The organism is Herbaspirillum robiniae (assembly GCF_002213415.1).
Lineage (GTDB): Bacteria > Pseudomonadota > Gammaproteobacteria > Burkholderiales > Burkholderiaceae_D > Herbaspirillum > Herbaspirillum robiniae.
The window spans coordinates 119326-136931 of the sequence record NZ_NJGU01000008.1; the positions used below are offsets into that span (position 1 = coordinate 119326).

General features: G+C 62.0%; 18 protein-coding genes. 10 read left to right on the forward strand and 8 right to left on the reverse strand.

The window, feature by feature from the left end; genetic code table 11:
- Position 1 precedes the first annotated feature (1 nt).
- The 4 genes from rfbB to rfbD are packed head-to-tail and all read left to right on the forward strand — an operon-like array spanning position 2 to position 3522.
- A complete protein-coding gene (rfbB, locus tag CEJ42_RS15850; protein ID WP_088751733.1) occupies positions 2 to 1081 on the forward strand; it encodes a dTDP-glucose 4,6-dehydratase in 1080 nt (359 codons plus the stop codon).
- 10 nt (positions 1082 to 1091) lie between these two features.
- Positions 1092 to 1988 carry a glucose-1-phosphate thymidylyltransferase RfbA gene (rfbA, locus tag CEJ42_RS15855; protein ID WP_207760441.1) on the forward strand — a complete coding sequence of 299 codons (897 nt, stop codon included), beginning with the start codon at positions 1092 to 1094 and terminating at the stop codon, positions 1986 to 1988.
- 13 nt (positions 1989 to 2001) lie between these two features.
- Positions 2002 to 2547: a dTDP-4-dehydrorhamnose 3,5-epimerase gene (rfbC, locus tag CEJ42_RS15860; protein WP_088751735.1), complete on the forward strand. Its 546-nt coding sequence runs from the start codon at positions 2002 to 2004 to the stop codon at positions 2545 to 2547.
- A gap of 24 nt (positions 2548 to 2571) precedes the next feature.
- Entirely contained in the window at positions 2572 to 3522 is a 951-nt protein-coding gene (gene rfbD / locus CEJ42_RS15865) for a dTDP-4-dehydrorhamnose reductase (RefSeq protein ID WP_088751736.1), read from the forward strand.
- 97 nt (positions 3523 to 3619) lie between these two features.
- On the opposite strand, the gene CEJ42_RS15870 is transcribed toward rfbD, so the two are convergent.
- From CEJ42_RS15870 to rfbF, 4 genes are read right to left on the reverse strand one after another with little or no spacing between them, the layout of a single operon-like run.
- Positions 3620 to 5413, reverse strand: coding sequence for a hypothetical protein (locus CEJ42_RS15870; protein WP_088751737.1), 1794 nt, complete (start codon positions 5411 to 5413; stop codon positions 3620 to 3622).
- Between the two features lie 10 nt (positions 5414 to 5423).
- Positions 5424 to 6647 (reverse strand): class I SAM-dependent methyltransferase, encoded by a 1224-nt coding sequence (locus tag CEJ42_RS15875; protein WP_088751738.1) that lies wholly within the window; start codon positions 6645 to 6647, stop codon positions 5424 to 5426.
- Positions 6644 to 7201 (reverse strand): dTDP-4-dehydrorhamnose 3,5-epimerase family protein, encoded by a 558-nt coding sequence (locus CEJ42_RS15880; protein ID WP_088751739.1) that lies wholly within the window; start codon positions 7199 to 7201, stop codon positions 6644 to 6646. The genes CEJ42_RS15875 and CEJ42_RS15880 overlap by 4 nt, the downstream gene beginning before the upstream one ends.
- 22 nt (positions 7202 to 7223) lie before the next feature.
- A complete protein-coding gene (gene rfbF / locus CEJ42_RS15885) occupies positions 7224 to 8000 on the reverse strand; it encodes a glucose-1-phosphate cytidylyltransferase (protein ID WP_088751740.1) in 777 nt (258 codons plus the stop codon).
- A 326-nt stretch (positions 8001 to 8326) separates the two neighbouring features.
- On the opposite strand from rfbF, the gene CEJ42_RS25275 reads away from it, so the two are divergent.
- Positions 8327 to 10117: a glycosyltransferase family 4 protein gene (locus CEJ42_RS25275; RefSeq protein ID WP_243397873.1), complete on the forward strand. Its 1791-nt coding sequence runs from the start codon at positions 8327 to 8329 to the stop codon at positions 10115 to 10117.
- Between the two features lie 42 nt (positions 10118 to 10159).
- Here CEJ42_RS25275 and CEJ42_RS15895 read toward each other — a convergent pair whose 3' ends face one another.
- Positions 10160 to 10999 carry a phytanoyl-CoA dioxygenase family protein gene (locus CEJ42_RS15895; RefSeq protein ID WP_088751741.1) on the reverse strand — a complete coding sequence of 280 codons (840 nt, stop codon included), beginning with the start codon at positions 10997 to 10999 and terminating at the stop codon, positions 10160 to 10162.
- 115 nt (positions 11000 to 11114) lie between these two features.
- Between CEJ42_RS15895 and CEJ42_RS15900 the strand changes: the two genes are divergently transcribed.
- The 5 genes from CEJ42_RS15900 to CEJ42_RS15920 are packed head-to-tail and all read left to right on the forward strand — an operon-like array spanning position 11115 to position 14988.
- A complete protein-coding gene (locus tag CEJ42_RS15900; protein WP_079217856.1) occupies positions 11115 to 11771 on the forward strand; it encodes an acetyltransferase in 657 nt (218 codons plus the stop codon).
- 2 nt (positions 11772 to 11773) lie between these two features.
- Positions 11774 to 12697 (forward strand): glycoside hydrolase family protein, encoded by a 924-nt coding sequence (locus tag CEJ42_RS15905; protein ID WP_079217855.1) that lies wholly within the window; start codon positions 11774 to 11776, stop codon positions 12695 to 12697.
- Entirely contained in the window at positions 12690 to 13469 is a 780-nt protein-coding gene (locus tag CEJ42_RS15910) for a class I SAM-dependent methyltransferase (RefSeq protein ID WP_079217854.1), read from the forward strand. Before CEJ42_RS15905 ends, CEJ42_RS15910 begins: the two co-directional genes overlap by 8 nt.
- An 11-nt stretch (positions 13470 to 13480) precedes the next feature.
- Positions 13481 to 14260: a phytanoyl-CoA dioxygenase family protein gene (locus CEJ42_RS15915; protein ID WP_079217853.1), complete on the forward strand. Its 780-nt coding sequence runs from the start codon at positions 13481 to 13483 to the stop codon at positions 14258 to 14260.
- A 2-nt stretch (positions 14261 to 14262) separates the two neighbouring features.
- The gene (locus CEJ42_RS15920) at positions 14263 to 14988 is read left to right on the forward strand and encodes a class I SAM-dependent methyltransferase (RefSeq protein WP_088751870.1); all 726 of its coding nucleotides are present in this window, start codon (positions 14263 to 14265) and stop codon (positions 14986 to 14988) included.
- 11 nt (positions 14989 to 14999) lie between these two features.
- Here CEJ42_RS15920 and CEJ42_RS15925 read toward each other — a convergent pair whose 3' ends face one another.
- From CEJ42_RS15925 to CEJ42_RS15935, 3 genes are read right to left on the reverse strand one after another with little or no spacing between them, the layout of a single operon-like run.
- Entirely contained in the window at positions 15000 to 15701 is a 702-nt protein-coding gene (locus CEJ42_RS15925) for a WbqC family protein (protein WP_088751742.1), read from the reverse strand.
- Entirely contained in the window at positions 15698 to 16822 is a 1125-nt protein-coding gene (locus CEJ42_RS15930) for a DegT/DnrJ/EryC1/StrS family aminotransferase (RefSeq protein ID WP_088751743.1), read from the reverse strand. Before CEJ42_RS15930 ends, CEJ42_RS15925 begins: the two co-directional genes overlap by 4 nt.
- 57 nt (positions 16823 to 16879) lie before the next feature.
- Positions 16880 to 17581: a class I SAM-dependent methyltransferase gene (locus CEJ42_RS15935; protein WP_088751744.1), complete on the reverse strand. Its 702-nt coding sequence runs from the start codon at positions 17579 to 17581 to the stop codon at positions 16880 to 16882.
- Between the last annotated feature and the right edge of the window lie 25 nt (positions 17582 to 17606).

Consider the following 17606-nt stretch of genomic DNA (forward strand, 5'->3'; position numbering starts at 1 on the left):
CATGCTTTTTGTGACAGGTGGCGCTGGATTCATCGGCAGCAACTTCATTCTGGATTACCTCGCCGCGACGCAAGACGAGGCCTTGCTCAACATCGACAAGCTGACCTACGCGGGCAATCCCTACAACTTGTCCACGCTTGAAAACAACCCGCGCTATCGCTTCAGCCAGACCGATATCTGCGACAGCACAATCATTGCAGAACTGTTCACCCGCTACCGCCCCCGCGCCATCGCGCATTTCGCAGCGGAGAGCCATGTCGATCGATCGATCGCCAGCCCGGACGAGTTCGTCCGCACCAACGTCAACGGCACCTTCAATCTGCTGGAAGCAGCGCGCCGCTATTGGAGCACATTGGAAGGCAAGGAACGCGAAGAATTTCGCTTCCTGCACGTCTCTACCGACGAGGTCTACGGCACGCTCGGCCCCCGGGACGCGCCATTCAGCGAAATCACGCCCTATGCCCCCAACAGCCCTTACTCGGCGTCCAAGGCAGCCTCCGATCACCTGGTTCGGGCATATCACCACACCTACGGCCTGCCGGTGCTGACGACCAACTGTTCCAACAACTACGGCCCTTACCATTTCCCGGAAAAGCTGATCCCGCTGGTGATTTCCAACGCACTCGACGGCAAGCCGCTCCCAATTTACGGCGACGGCATGCAGATCCGCGACTGGCTGTACGTCAAGGATCACTGTTCGGCAATTCGTGAAGTGCTGGCTCGAGGTACGCCCGGCGAGACCTACAACGTCGGCGGCTGGAATGAAAAGGCCAACCTCGATGTGGTGCACACCTTGTGCGACATCCTTGACGAGCTTGCACCCAAGGCCGACGGAAGCTATCGGGACCAGATAAGCTTCGTCAAGGATCGCCCTGGTCATGACCGCCGCTACGCCATCGATGCCCGCAAGATCGAACGCGAACTCGGCTGGAAGCCGGCCGAGACCTTCGAAAGCGGAATCCGCAAAACGGTTGCCTGGTATCTTGCCAACCCGGAATGGGTGGCCAACGTGAGATCCGGCAATTACATGAATTGGATCGAGCAGCAATACGGCGGATCGGCTTCCGCCCAGCCGGCCTGAGGAGATGAAAATGGGCAAACCGACTATCCGCCGTAAAGGCATCATCCTTGCCGGTGGATCCGGCACGCGCCTGTACCCGGCGACCACGGTCGTATCCAAGCAGCTCATGCCGATCTACGACAAACCGATGGTCTATTACCCGCTGACAAGCCTGATGCTGGCGGGCATCCGTGACATCCTGGTGATCTCTACGCCGCAAGATACGCCGCGCTTTGCCGAACTCCTAAAGAACGGCGACCAGTGGGGCCTGAACATTCAGTATGCCGTGCAGCCTTCGCCGGACGGCCTGGCGCAAGCCTTCATCATCGGCCGCGACTTCATCGGCAACGATCCTTCGGCGCTGATCCTGGGCGACAACATCTTCTACGGGCGCGACCTGGAGCCGCCCATGCGCGACGCCAACGCGCGCGTGGACGGCGCCACCATCTTCGCCTACCACGTGCAGGATCCGGAGCGCTACGGCGTGGTCGAGTTCGACGCCCAACGCCGCGCCATCGGCATCGAGGAGAAACCGGCGCAACCCAAGTCGAACTTCGCAGTGACCGGGCTGTATTTCTACGACAACCAGGTCGTCGACATCGCCCGTTCGATCAAGCCATCCGCGCGCGGCGAGCTTGAGATCACCGACGTCAACAGCGCCTATCTTGAACGCGGCCAGCTGCAGGTCGAGCTGATGGGCCGCGGCATCGCCTGGCTCGATACCGGCACCCACGAATCGCTGCTCGATGCCGGCCAGTTCATCGCCACCATCGAGAAGCGCCAGGGCCTCAAGATCGCCTGCCCGGAAGAGATCGCCTATCGCCGAGGTTACATCGATGCGGCCCAGCTGGAAAAACTGGCGGCGCCACTGAAGAAAAACGCCTACGGCAAATATCTGATGCAACTGCTCACCGACATGAGCTACTGACCTGCCCTTGCCCATGCAGCTGACAACTACCCCGCTCTCCGGCGTGCTCCTGATCGAACCCCGTGTGTTCGGCGACAGCCGCGGATTCTTCTACGAGAGTTTCAATGCGAAGCGTTTTCGCGAAGAGGCCGGGGTCGACGCCCAATTCGTCCAGGACAACCACTCCAAATCCTCCCGCAACGTGCTGCGCGGACTGCACTACCAGATCCGCCATGCCCAGGGCAAACTGGTGCGGGTGACGCGCGGCTCGGTGCTGGACGTCGTTGTCGACATCCGCCGCAGCTCGCCCACCTTCGGTCAATGGTGCAGCACCGTACTGAGCGAAGAGAACAAGCTGCAACTGTGGATCCCGCCGGGCTTCGCGCATGGCTTCTCGGTGCTGCAGGACGACACCGAATTTCTCTACAAGACCACCGACTACTGGATGCCCGAGCACGAGCGCTGCATCCTGTGGAACGACCCCGCCATCGGCATCGACTGGCAATTGCAGGACGCCCCCGTGATGTCGGAAAAGGACAAGCTGGGCGCGCTGCTCAGCGTGGCCGACGTGTTCGAATGACGAAGACCCGATAAAGGAGTCCGTATGAAATCCATGCGCATCCTGCTCACCGGCGCAAGCGGCCAGGTGGGCGGCGAGTTCCTGCGCCGCCTGCGCGCCATGCCCAACCGCATCGAGGTCATCGCTCCCACCCGCGCCGAACTCGACGTGTCGCAGCCGCTGTCGCTACGCGCCATGGTGCGCGAGGCCAAACCCGACCTGATCATCCACCCCGCCGCGTACACCGCAGTCGTGAAGGCGGAGTCCGAGCCGGAACTGGCGCGACGCATCAACGCCGAAGCGCCGGCGGTGCTGGCCGAGGAAGCGGCCAGGCTGGGCGCGGCGCTGGTGCATTTCTCGACCGACTACGTCTTCGACGGCCGCCGCGACGGCGCCTATAGCGAAGACCTGCCGACCAATCCGCTCAACGTCTATGGCGCCACCAAGCGCGACGGCGAGCTGGCCATCGCCGCCAGCGGCGCCGCGCACTGGATCCTGCGCACCAGCTGGGTCTACAACCTGCACGGCAACAACTTCATGAAGACGGCGATCCGCCTGGCGCAGCAGAAGGAGACCTACACCATCGTCGGCGACCAGTTCGGCGCGCCGACCTGGGCCTCGACCATCGCCGCGGTGTGCTGCCGCATGCTGGCCGGCGCCGACGGCGGCAAGGACAAGGTCAGCGCCACCAGCGGCATCTATCACCTGACCGCGGCCGGCGCCACTTCCTGGCACGGCTACGCCAGCCTGATCGCCCGCGAGCTGGCCGCGCGCGGCGTCACGCTCAGGCTCAAGGGGCTGGAGCACATCACGCCGGTGCCGACGTCGACCTACCCGACGCCGCCGGAGCGCCCGCTGAATTCGCGCCTGGATTGCGGCAAGCTGGAGCGCACCTTCGGCATCACGCTGCCGCAGTGGGATGAAGATGCATTGGCCTGCCTGGCGCAGATGATCGCGCACTACGGCCTGGCCGAAGGCAAGCTGCTGCCCGACTGAGATCGGCCAACCAACGCGCCAGAAAAGAAACGCCGCCGTGCCTCTCGCGAGGGACGGCGGCGTTTTCGCATCGCGGCGCTGCAGCGCCGGATGTGCGTCAGTGGCTGGGCACGTACTGCTTGTTGTCACCCGCGGTGATCAGGTTGAGCTGCCCGAAGAAGCGTTCGTAGGCCGGCTCGCCATAGCGCGCGCGCAACTCGCGCAGCAACAGGAAGCTGCCCAGGCGCTCGGCGCAGAAGGCCCAGGCGCGGGTCTGATAGCCGTCGCGGCGGGTCTCGTAACGCTGCACGCAATACCAGGTCACCGCCTCGATCTGGCCGATCGCGCGCAACCAGAATTCAGCCGGGAACACGCCCAGCTCCACGCCGCCCATGAAGAAGATCTTCTCGTTGAAGAAGGCCTCGGCCTCGGACTTGTCGAACACGCCCAGCTCGGTGGCCGCGGCCGCATAACGCAGCAGGTCCTCTGCATGGTGGGCCAGCGCGTAATGCCGGAGATAACCGGCGCTGGCGCCGCCGACGTTGAAGCCGCAGGTGCGGCCGACGATGAACTCCTGGCTGCCGGGCTCCAGCATCTGCTCCAGGCTTTGCTGCGCAAATTCCTTGTCGGAGACGACATCCATCATCCAGTTGTCTTCGGCCGGAACGCCGCTGATGCGCTCGCGCGAGACGAACTTGCGGTACATGCACACGCCCACTCGCCTGACGTTGGGATATTCACGCAGGATCAGGTTACGCAGCGCGAAGTTGCCCAGCATTCCGCCCACGATGGGATGGTAGGGCACCCACTCCGGCGCCAGGTCGCGCAGGTTGAGCGCGCCCTCGTGCTGCGACTCACCCAGGTAGATGGGCAACACATGGTCGGGGAACTTGACCGGCAATGGTACGTGCGTCATGCAGCCGAACACCAGCTCGCCGCGCTGCGCCTCGACGGCGGCCGCGGAACCGGCCTGCGCGGCGCTGGCGGCAGGCGTCGCCGACAGGTTCAGGCCGCCCAGCGCGCCCAGGGCGGACGGCGCGGAAACGGGATCGGGCGCGACGGCAACCGGTGGCGGCAAGGTCGCACGCACGCGCTCCGCCGCGACTGCCGACGGCGGCCGGGCCGGCGCCTTGCGCTGCTCACGCAGCAGGCGCACGCCCAGCGCCTCGAAGCGCTGGCGGGCGGTCGGCTCGCCATTGGCGACATAGGCGGCGCGCAGGGTATCCAACGCCGCCAGGTCCTCTTCGGAGATTTGTTGCGCACGCGGCATCTCTGCTGGCGGGCAATGCCAGACCTGCAGTTGCTGGTCCAGCGCCAGCACCACCGACGCCAGGCGCTCGCCCAGCATGGCCTTGGTCACCACCGGCTCGCCCACCGGCGCGCGGCGGTTGAGGCGCTCATGCAGGGCGCCGCCTTCGTCGTCGGCGGCCTGGAACAGGCGCTCGGCGAGGTCGAACCAGGTGCGCCAGAATACCGGCTTGGCCGCCACGAAACCATTGAAGACATTGTTCTGCCACGCCGGCACGAAATGATCCGGGTCCAGCGTCAGGCCAAGCGACTCCAGGTAGGCGCCGGCCGCCTTGCACAAACCCGGCAGCAGGCGCTCGCCCTGCAGGAAGAGGTTCAGGTGGCCGGCAGCGTCCAGCGTACGCGGGAAGAAGGTCCAGGCGTCGGCCTCCGGCTGCGCCTGGATCAGTTCGCGCACGCGCGCGGCATCGAGTCCGGTCTGGGCCGTGAAGTCGCGCGGGACGAAAGCGTAGCAATCCAGGTCGTCGATCGCCTGATCCTGGAAGAAGCGGCGCAGCGCGGCGATGTCGCCCCAGGCGCCGGCATCGGGATTGGCCAGCGGCGTGAAGCCGGCGTCGCCGGCATCGATGGTGGCGGGAAGAATCTGGAACAGATGAATATTCATGGTCGCCTCCTCACCAGACCTGCAGATGCGGCACCGCAATCGCAAAGCGGCCGCCCCAGTTGCGGATCTCGGCCAGCTGTTGCGCCACCTCGTCCTTGATGTTCCAGGGCAGGATCAGCACCACGTCGGGCTTTTCGGCCAGCAGGCGCTGCGGCGAGACGATGGGGATGTGGCTGCCCGGCATGTATTTGTCCTGCTTGGAAGGCGCGGCATCGGCGACCAGGCCCAGCAGATCGGGATGCACACCCGAATAGTTCAGCAGCGTGTTGCCCTTGGCGGCGGCGCCGTAGGCCAGCACCTTCTTGCCCAGGCGCTTTTGCTCCAGCAGGAAGGCCAGCAGCTGCGCCTTGATCTCCTCGGCCTTGTGCTGGAAGCCGGCATAGGCGCCGATGTCTTCCAGGCCGAAGGCGCGCTCGCGCGCCAGCATCGCGGCCACCGCCGGTGTCGCCTCGATGGCCGCGCCGATGTGGCAGGCGTAGATGCGCAGGCTGCCGCCGTGGGTCGGCAGCTCCTCGACGTCAACCACCCGCAGGCCTTGCGAACGCATCACGCGCTCCACCGCCACCAGCGACAGGTAGGAGAAATGCTCGTGATAGATGGTGTCGAACTGCGACTGGGCGATCAGGTTCAGCAGGTGTGGACACTCCACCGTCACCATCCCCTGCGGCGCCAGCAAGGCGGACATGCCGCCGACGAAGTCGTTGATGTCGGGCACGTGCGCCAGCACGTTGTTGGCGGCGATCAGGTCGGCCGCGCCGTGGCTTTCGCGCAGGCGCTTGCCCAGCGCCACGCCGAAGAACTCCTCGACGATGGGAATCCCCTTGGCGCGGGCGGCGTCGGCGGTGCTCCTGGTCGGCTCAACGCCCAGGCAGGGGATGTTCTTCTGCTTCACGTATTGCAGCAGGTAGCCGTCATTGGCGGCCAGCTCGACCACCAGCGACTGTTCTCCCAGCTGCAGGCGCGCGGCGACCATGTCGACGTAGCGCGACGCATGCTCCAGCCAGGTGGTGGAGGTCGACGAGAAGTAGGCGTACTCGGTGTCGAACAGCTGGTCGTAATGCGTGTAGTCCTCAGTCTGCACCAGCCAGCATTGGCGGCACACCATGACCTTGAGCGGATAGTAGGTCTCGGGGCGGCGCAGGTCTTCCGCCTTCAGATAGGCGTTGGACGGGGGCGAGAAACCGAGGTCGATGAAGGTGTCCTGCAGCTCGGTCTGGCAGTGGCGGCATTTCATGGCGTGATTCCGTTGAAGTCGGCGCCCAGCAAGGGATGCTGGAGGTCGCGCGCCGACAGGTTGCGCGGCGGCAGCGGCCAGGCGATGGCCGCCCGCGGATCGTCATAGCGTACACCGCCTTCGGCATGCGGCGCATACGCGGCGGTGTGCAGGTAGAGCAGCGAGGCGCCGGCTTCCAGCACCTGGAAACCGTGAGCGCAGCCTTCCGGGATCAGGATGGCGCGGTCGTCGCCGGCGGCCAGCTCGACGGCGCGCCACTGCAGGAAGGTGGGAGAACCCGCGCGCAGATCCAGCACCACGTCGAACACGCGGCCGGCGATGCAGCGGATGAGCTTCTTCTCGGCGTGCGGCACATGCTGGAAATGCATGCCGCGCAAGGTGCCGGGCTCGGGCGTGACGGAGTTGTTGGCCTGCACGATGCGGCTGCCGCCGAGCACGGCGGCCAGCTCATCCTCGCAGAACCAGCGCGCGAAGCTGCCGCGCTCGTCGCCGCGGCGCGTGCTGGACACCACGACGGCGCCGTCGATACCGGTTTGCTCGATCTTCAGGTTCATGCGGCGGCCATCGGCTGCGACATCAGTTCCAGGTCTTCCATTGCGCCTGGCCCTGGTCCCACATCTGGTTGAGCTGGATCTTGTCGCGCAGCGTATCCATGCACTTCCAGAAACCGTGGTGCGGCCAGTTCAGCAGCTTGCCGTCGGCGGCGATCTGCTCCAGCGGCGCGCGTTCGAAGATGGTGCCTTCGCCGTCCTTCAGGTAATCGAACACGCCCTGGCGGCAGACCATGAAGCCGCCGTTGATCCAGCCCAGGTCGCCCGGCGGCTTCTCGCGGAAATCGCGGATCAGCCCGGCCTCGTCGGTCTGCACCATGCCGAAGCGCGCCTCCGGCTGCACCGTGGTCATGGTCACCGTCGCCTGGTGGCTGCGGTGGTGTTGCACCAGCGCGGTGACGTCGACATCGGAGACGCCGTCGCCGTAGGTGAGCATGAAGTCGTCGTCCTTGAGGTAGTCGCGCGCGGCCAGCAGGCGCCCGCCGGTCTGGGTATGCAGGCCGGTCTCGACCAGCGTGACCTTCCAGGGCTCGGACTTGTTGCGATGCACTTCGACCTTGTTGTCGGCCAGGTCGATGGTGACGTCGCCCTGGTGCAGGAAATAGTTGGCGAAGAACTCCTTGATCAGATAGCCCTTGTAGCCGAGCAGGATCACGAATTCATTGAAGCCATGCTGCGAATAGCCCTTCATGATGTGCCACAGGATCGGCTTGCCGCCGATTTCGACCATGGGTTTCGGACGCACATCGGTTTCTTCCCCGAGCCGCGTGCCCAGGCCGCCAGCGAGAATGACGACTTTCAATTTCTGCCCCTAAGCTGAATGTTTGTCCGGCGCCCGCGCGTGTTCGCCCGGCGCGCCGCACGGAAAGCGTTGCCTTGCTGCCAACGGATGCTTTCCGGCAAAGATGGATATGTTACCGGCTTTGCCATCGAAGTAACTGAGGGTCTGCGCGGTTTATCGGTTCCAATTTGGCTTTTTGCGGCCAGCGGCCGGCCCCGCTGATTCGAGGATTTGTCAGCCTCTTTGCCGCCATTTCGAGCAATCCGGCGAAATCCGCGCTGCTATACTTGCCCGCAACCCGGGCCCGCGCCGTACGCGCCGCCTTCCCCACACCATTCGAGCAGCACATGAAACAACACCTGTTTGCCCGCCTCAATCTCCCGTATTACGTGCATGGTCCGGCCTACGCGGAAGGCTCGGACGAAGCGCGTGCGCTGCACCATCTGTGCCACGCGCTGAATCTGGCCGGGGAAGAAGCCTATGTGACGGAAGAAGGTGACGGCGCCCTGAACACGCCGCGCCTGACGCAGGAGCGCATCGAGGCGCATCTGCGGGCCGGACGCAAGCCTATCGTCATCTATCCTGGCAGCATCGGCGACAATCCTTTGGGCGCAGACCAGGTCGTGCGCTACCTGCTTGAACCCGCCGGCATGCAGACCGCACTCGGTACGGATGCCCGCGAGATGCTTCTGGCGCGCCACACCGGGCTGGCCGCGCACGATGCGCTCCTGCTGGCCGTGCCCCTGGCCGACGACGCGGCCTATGCCGCGAGCCGCAACGAATTTGCCCGGCAGTTGCGCTCGTTCATCGACATGAGCCAGCGCCGCTTCAGCCCGTCCTTTGCCCCCCTGAAATCGACAGCTCCGGACGCTCCGCCGGCGCCCCCTGCCGCAGCCAGGATTTTCCCCGGCCGCCTGGCACGCCCGCTCGGACAGACCGCCGCCGCCGCACCGACGGCGGCTCGTCCGCCGGCACCCGCTAAAAACCGGCCACCGGTCCCGCCGCCGGCGCCAATGGCGCCAGCGCCTGTCGCACCGGTGGCGCCTCCGCCGCCGCTGTTCGAAGGTCTCAAGGCCACACCGGCGGCCCCTGCTTCGCCCCAGGCCCCGATCAAGCGCAAGAAACGCATCGTGGTGTATTCGGTCGAGTCGACCTGGAGCCCCTGCCCGCAAATCCGCCTGATCCGCCCGTTCGCGCATTTGCAGGACGAATGGGAACTGATATGGGGAATCCGCGATGGGCAACTCCAGGGGGACTATCTGAACGACGCCGACCTGATCGTCCTGCATCGCTTCACTCCTGGCCTGATGTCGATTCCAACATTGCAGACCATCTTCGCTTCGAAGGTGCCGATCATTTATGAGTCGGACGACCTGCTCAATGACATCCCGCATGATCATCCGGAAGCCCAGCAGGGAGCGAGCTGGAAGGAAGGCATCGAATATGCCGTCAGGAATGCCCGGGCGGTCGTGGTGTCGACCGAGTTTCTGGCATCGAAGTACCGGGAGCTCAACCCGGCGGTCCATGTGCTTCCGAACTACATCGACTTCGACATGTTCTACCGCCCTGTTCCGCAAGCCGCCGCAGAGGACGGAAAAATCAGGATCGGCCTGCTGGGCTCATCGATCCAGCCGTCCAATTTCGCGCTGGTTGATGAAGCGCTGCGCTCGCTGGTCGAGCGCTACGGGCAACGCCTGCATATCGATTTCGTCGGCTGGGAATGCCCGAAAGGCTGGGAAAACCATCCGCTGACCAAATTCCACTCTTTCGTCCATCAGTATGTGGACTATGCAACCCAATTGCGCCAATGGAATTGGGACATCGCACTCATCCCGCTGGCCTCGGACGAATACAACCAATGCAAAAGCTATATCAAGTGGCTGGACTATTCGGCGGCCGGAATCGCCTGCATCTTCAGCGACGTATCCGTCTACAACGAAGTGGTGACGCATGACGATACCGGCCTGCTGATGCCGAACTCCAGCCAGGTCTGGCTGGAGGCGATCACCTTGTTGATCGAGTCGCCCGAGAAGCGCCATACGCTGGCGGCAGCCGGGCAACAGGCTGTACGCGCGGGATTCGACCTGAGCTCCAAAGCCGCGCTGTACAACACGACTTACGGCCAGCTGACGAATTGATTCCGGGCCCGGCGCTTCCCACGAGGCGCCGGGTCGGTTCGCTTATTGCCCCTGGAAGACCTTGCGCACCTGCCCTTCTGCAGGGAAATTCTCGGTGATGAAACCGCGATGCAGCGACTTGAGCTGCGTGAAGGGGTATTCGCGCTCGACGAACGTCGGCTCGCTGGCATTCTCGTAGCGGCCGCTGACCGAAATGCGCATACGCTCGTCGCCGCGACGCGAGCTGCGGTGCACCGTGAAATTGGACATCAGGCATACGCCCGACTTGCGCACCTGGACGGGCACGAATTGCTCTTCCGAATAATGCTTTTCATCGACACGGTAGATATTGGGCTCCTGCACGCCGCTCAACAATCCGTTGAGATGGCTGCCGGGCACCACTTCCATGGTGTACAGGTTGGCGTCGACATCCATGAAAGGAATCCAGGTCGTCACGGTATCCAGGCTGCCCTGCACCGAGGTCCAGTCTTGATGTACATCAAACCCCTGATAACCGCCGGGGATGACAAGGCGCCGTGCCATCAGGTGCAATACCGGCGTGGTCTGGAACAAGGGCGTACTCACGCCGAGATCCTCCACTGCCCCGCGCAAGCGCGGCGCCGTCATCAGCTGATAGACGCCGTACAGCTTGGAACACATGCGCAGGGTCGCGAGATACAGCTGAACGTCGGCCTGCAGCAGCCCGGCCATGTTGTCGTGCAGCGCGGCCAGGCGTTCGCCCGTCGCGACAGGCAGCTTGCGCCGCTCCAGCTGCTGAGCGAAGGACAGGTTGAACGCGTCCAGCGTTTCGTCCAGCCAGGCCGGATCGAAGATGTCCTCGGCGATGAGGTAGCCGTTTTCCTTGTAAAAACCGACCTGTTGACTGTTTAATACTTTTCCCATAATTCACATTCCCTATGCCAATACAGGGAGGAAAGCCCGTTTTCCCCGCAATATGTCGCTTATAGATACAGTCTCATTCTGCTTTAATCCAGAATAGGGACTTCAGGAGACTACGATGCAAAAAGTTATCCTTTTCGGCATTTTGGACACTGCACAGCTGGCGCACTACTACTTGAAAAAAGATCCATCCGTGGAGGTGGTCGGCTTCACCGTGCATGAGCAATATATCCCCGAAAGCAAGACCTTCGAAGGCCTGCCCGTCGTACCCTTCGAATCGGTGACCGATTATTACCCGCCATCCGAATACAAGATGTTCGCGCCGATGACCGGCCGCAAGATGAACCGCCAGCGCGAATCGGTCTACCTGGAGGGCAAGGCGAAGGGCTATGACTTCATCTCCTACGTGAGCCCGAACGCCACCGTCAACGACAACCAGATCGGCGAGAACTGCTTCATCCTCGAAGACAACACGCTGCAGCCCTTCACCAAGATAGGCAACAACGTCGTCATGTGGAGCGGCAACCATATCGGGCACCATGGCGAAATCAAGGACCACGTGTTCTTCACCTCCCATGTGGTGCTGTCCGGCCATTGCGTGGTTCATCCGTATTCCTGGTTCGGCGTCAACGCCACCATCACCAACGATTGCACCATTGCGGAAGGAACCTGCGTTGCCATGGGCGCCTTGATTTCCAAGGATACCCAGGCGTGGCAGCTCTACATCGGCTCCCCCGCCCGTGCAGCAAAAAGCAGCCAAGATCTGGATTTCTGAACATGCCATGGAACAAACTGGGGCGCGTCTTCGACCCCGACATCGACTGGCTGGGCTCGCACGCCCAGGTGCCGACCACCCTCGTACTGGATGAGGTCGTGCGCGTCTTCATCTCGACCCGCAACGCTTCCGGAAAAAGCCTGTGCTACGCCATTGACCTCGATCGCCAGGACCCGAGCCGCGTCGTGCAGCGCCACCGCGACCCCTGCCTGGGTTTCGGACGCCCCGGCACCTTCGACGACGATGGCGTCATGCCCAGCTACGCGCTGCAGCGCGACGGCAAGACCTATCTCTACTACAGCGGCTGGAACCAGCGCGTCACCGTGCCCTATCACAACTCCATGGGCATCGCCGTATCGACCGATGAGGGCCTGCATTTCGAAAAGCTCTACGAAGGCCCGATCATGGACCGCACCGCCACCGAGCCCTATGTCGCGGTGACGCCGACGGTGCTGTTCGATGAGGGCCTGTGGAAGATGTGGTACGTCTCGGGCATCAGCTGGCTCAACGTTCAGGGCCATTACGAGCCGCTGTATGTGATCAAGTACGCGGACTCGAAGGACGGCGTGAACTTCACCCGCTATCCCGAACACTGCCTGGAATCGCGCTTTGCCACCGAGGCCTTCTCGCGGCCCAACGTCATCAAGGAAGACGGCCTCTACAAGATGTGGTTCTGCTCGCGCGCCTCCGAAGACTATCGCAACGGCGCCGGATCCTATCGCATCCGCTACGCGGAATCGAAGGATGGGCGCAACTGGACACGCTTTGACGACGATGGAATCCCACCCTCGCAGGAGGGTTGGGATTCGCTGATGACGTGCTACCCTTTCGTGTTCCAGGTGGACGGCAAAAAATACATGTTATACAACGGCAACCGATTCGGGACCACCGGATTTGGCCTGGCAATTTGGAGCGATGATGAGTAACGACAAGATTCAAGACGATGTCTACAAACTGGAGTCCACGGCCTCGGATGCGCAGTTCGCCTTCCGCGAGCAATTGCTGGACATGTATCGCAAGAGCCCGCTGTCCCAGGAGGACCTGCTGTTCAACGTCGGCCTCTATACGCGCAGCTCGGTACTGGTGAAGTTCATCGTGCTCAACGACCTGTACAAGCGCTTCAAGCACATCCCCGGCATGCTGGTCGAGTTCGGCACGTGGTACGGCCACAACCTGGTGCTGCTGGAGAACCTGCGCGCCATCTATGAGCCTTTCAACAAGCAGCGCCAGATCGTCGGTTTCGACACATTCGAAGGCTACTCCAAGCCCAGCGACAAGGACCGCCAGGAAAGCGGCGTATGGGTCGAACACTCCTATTCCACGCAGTCCAGCTACAAGGAATACCTGGAAGAACTGCTGCAGGTTCACGAAGGCAACAACGTCATCGGCCACAAGCGCAAGATCCACTCGCTGGTGGCAGGCGACGTGACCAAGACCGCACCCGATTACTTCGAAAAGAACCAGGCCAGCATCGTCGCCTTCGCCTATTTCGACATGGGCCTGTACGAGCCGACGCTGGCCGCGCTCAAGGCGGTCAAGCCGCATCTGGTGTCGGGCAGCATCCTGCTGATGGACGAGCTGACCTGGCCGGAATCCCCGGGCGAGGCGATTGCCTTCAAGGAAGTGTTCTCCAAGGACGAATACACGCTGGAGAAGTGCGAGCTCTATCCGTCCAAGTGCATCGTCACCATCAAGTGACCGGAGCCGCCATGATTTCACTCCAGGAATTCGACGCGGTAATGGATGAAAAAGGCTGGGTGGTGTTCGAAAACGCCATCCCGCAGGACATCGTGGCGCGCATGCGCGACGACATTCATCCGGCTTATGAAATCTGTCGTGATTACCAGATCAAGAACGGCATCGACCAGGACACCAGCTTCACCGTACACCACCTGATCGGCCAGTTCGACAGCTATCTGGATTGCCTCAAGGCGTACCCCATCTATGAGTACATAGAGCGCTACTTTGGCGGCAACTTCATCCTCAATTCCTTCGGCGGCGCGATCAACACGCGCAACTCGACCTCATATGCCCAGCGCGTTCATCGCGACATCCGCTCGTATTCGGGAGAGCTGACGCTGCTGCTCAATACGCTCGTGATGCTGGACGATTTCACTCCGCACAACGGCTCGACCTGGATGCTCTCCGGTTCGCACAAGTATGCCGAAAAGCCCAGCGACGAGTACTTCAAGCAGCACGCCCAGCAGGCGCTGGGCCCGGCCGGCAGCATCCTGCTGTTCAACTCCAACGTCTGGCATGCCGGCGGCAACAACGAAACCGACCTGCCGCGGCGCTCGGTCACGCCGATGTTTTCCAAACCGTTCATGAAACAGCAGTTCGATTATCCGCGCGCGATGGGCTACGACCGCGGCGACAGCTTCGACGAGCGGATCCGTCAGGTGCTGGGCTACAACGCGCGCGTGCCGGCCACGCTGGATGAGTGGTACCAGCCTCCGGCCAAGCGCATGTACCGCCCCAATCAAGGATGACCATGTCGCGCGACCTGAATACCGAATACCAGGATACGGAAAAGCGGCTGTACGCCTACGACTTCGACTACATCCATCGCGACTACATGCTCAAGGCGCTGGGCCCCTACCTGCGGCCCGGCAACGTGCTGGAGATGGGCTGCTATCACGGTGAATTCACCAAAAAGCTCCAGCCCTTCTTCGACGACATTACCGTCATCGAAGGCTCATCCGACCTCATCGAGATCGCGCGCAAGAACGTCGGCGACGGTGTGCGCTTCATTCTCAGCTACTTCGAGGACGCCGATCCGGGCCGGCTTTTCGACAACATCTTCCTGGTGCATACGCTGGAGCACCTGAACGACCCGCAAACCGTTCTGAAGAAAATACGCCAATGGCTGGCGCCCGGCGGACGTCTCTTCATCATCGTCCCCAACGCCAATGCGGCATCGCGCCAGATCGCCGTCGGCATGGGGCTGATCGATTACAACGCTGCCGTGACCGCCGGCGAGCACGCGCATGGCCACCGCGCCACCTACAGTCTCGATACCCTTGAGCATGAGGCCGTCCAGGCCGGCTTCCAGGTGGCGCATCGCGGCGGCATCCTGTTCAAGCCACTGGCCAATTTCCAGTTCGACGCTGCAATGCGCGGCGGCATCATCGACCAGGCATTCTTCGACGGTTGCTACAAGCTGGGAATGAAATATCCGGACCTGACGGCCAGTGTTTTCGTGGTCTGCGAAACCTGAGGCGAGCCGCCTCAGACAAAGTCGTAGGCATCAAGATGGGGCCCCATGTTTGCGGGCCCCACTTCCATCAAGGCGTCGATGATGGACAGATAGGGTGTGAACCCCGCGCTGCGCTGGACATACGCTTGCGGCCTCATGGCAATGAATCGCAAGTCGATACCCTCGCGGGCAAAGGACGCCGGCTCATACAGTTCCCTGCCGCCTTGCGCATTGATATAGACCTCGGCCTGTTCGCGGCGGCATATGTCGAGGATACGTTCCTGCGCCGCCAGGCCGTCGTTGCCGTAGCTGCGGCTGGTGAGCACAAATTGCGTGGACATGCCCATCAGGCGCGCCAGCAGCTCGAGCTGATGCGCCAGGAAGCGCGCGAGGTTGCGTTCATCCGAGGACAGGATGGTTTCCAGCACGGGAAACACCTCGGCGAAATACGGCGCCTTTTTGTAGGTCACCTCGATCATCCTCAGCATCTTCTTCTGCCATTGCGCGGCCGGGGCGATTTCGATGTCGCAGATCTTGCGGTTTTGCGACGCCTGCAGCAACGGCAAGGTGATGAAAGCCGGCTCGCCGTTGATCAACAGCCGGTTGCGATTGATCCAGCCGCGATTGATGTAGTTCACGTCATCGTAGACGACGAAGCGGTCCGCCGCCCGCATCAGCTGCCAGTAGCCGATGTAGGGAAACAGGTAGGGCTGCATGATCGCCAACCGCGTCATGCAGCCGCCGATTCCTTGATGACGGACAGGATGCGGCCGACTTGCTCCTCATCCAGCTCTGGGTAGATGGGCAGACATATGACCTCGCTTGCCACCCTCGTCGCCACCGGCAGGTTGGCCGGCTCCGCCGACGGCAAGGCACGGTACATCGGAAACTCCGTAATGAGCGGATGGAAGTAGCGGCGCGTGAAGATCCCGTGTTCCTGCAGTCGGCGGAACAATGCATCACGACTCAGCGGATATGTTGGACCGACCAGAATCGGGAAGTAGGCATAATTGGCGACCAGCTCGTTCTTGCCTTCGACGCAGGAGATCCCCTGGACCGCCGCCAGCTCCTGTCGATAACGCAGGTCAACGGCCTGGCGACGCGCCAGCGACGCCTCAATCCCTTCGAGCTGCATGAGACCGAAGGCGGCGTGAATCTCGCTCAGTTTTCCGTTGGTGCCATGCAGGGTAACGGTGCTGCCGTCAGCTTCAAAACCAAAGTTCTTCAGCCGGTCGATCTTCTGTTTGGTTTCCTTGTCGCGGCAGATAATCGCCCCGCCCTCGAACGTGCTGAACACCTTGGTCGCATGAAAGCTCAACACCGACATGTCGCCATGCCGCAGGACGCTGCCGCCGTCGTCCCGAACGCCGAACGCGTGGGCCGCATCGTAGATCACCTTGAGGCCATGCTTGTCGGCGATCGCGCGAATGGCTTGGACATCACATGGATGCCCGTAACAATGCACCGGCATGATGGCCGCCGTATCCGGCGTGATGGCCTCCTCGATGCGCGCAGGGTCGAGATTGAGGGTGACCGGGTCGATATCGACGAATACCGGCCGCAACGAATTCCACAGCAGAGAATGCGCCGTCGCCACGAAAGAGTACGGCGTGGTGATGACTTCACCATGAATGTCGGCTGCCTGCAGTGCAGTCACCAGCGCCTGAGTGCCGTTGTTGAACAGCGAGATGTGCGGCACGCCGAGGTGCTTGCACAACGCCGCTTCCAGCCGCTGATGCATCGGCCCGCCATTGGTCAGAATGCGCGCGTCCCATATCTCCTGCAGATACGGGACGAATTCCTCAAGCGGCGGCAATGCCGGCCGGGTCACGTAAATTGGTTCCCTGTCACTCATACGCTTCACCTGTTGCACGTCGAGATGCTGATGCCGGATACGACGCCTGCACGCGACTTACTTTTTCTGACAAACGAAAAGGAAATACTCCAGCGGCAAGCCAAAGCAATCATCCGACAGCTTGGCCCAGGAGAAATTGGTGAAATGCGTCCCGAACACCTGCTCGATATGTTCGAATGAGTCGAAACGATACATCAACGTCCCCTTCAGCAACCCACCGCCCCATTTGTTTTCCGGAGGATTGATCTGAATGCGGTTCTCGCCCAAATCGTCGCAATTGAGCAGCGAATAGCAATTCCGGGTCGGTACCGAGCACACCATGTAGCCGCCCGACTTCAGGGTGCGGGCATATTCAGCGACATGTTCGCCGATATCGGACTGTTTGTTATCCAGGTAATAGATGGCGTTCCAGGACAACAGATAGTCGAAGAGGCCGTCTTCAAAGGGAATGTCGACATTGGTGCCGGCCTTGATCTGGCTCTCGATCTTGAAGGGATGATCCAGCAGCTTCTGCTGCGTGATCTGTGCTGTCTTTTCGGTCACTTCCGTACCGTACAACTCAAATCCCAGCTTGTGCAGCAACACCATGTTGCGGCCATCGCCGCAGGACACGTCGCAGATCTTCTTGCCGCGATAGTTCTTGTCGATCTTCAGTTTCGGATATCCGCCGACGAACGAGCGCAGCACATATTCGTTAGGAAAAAGCAGCGAGCTGAGTCCGCTGTAGTAGTTTTCCCAGGCATCATATTTTTCTTGCATTTCCGACTCCACTTTTCAATCCACC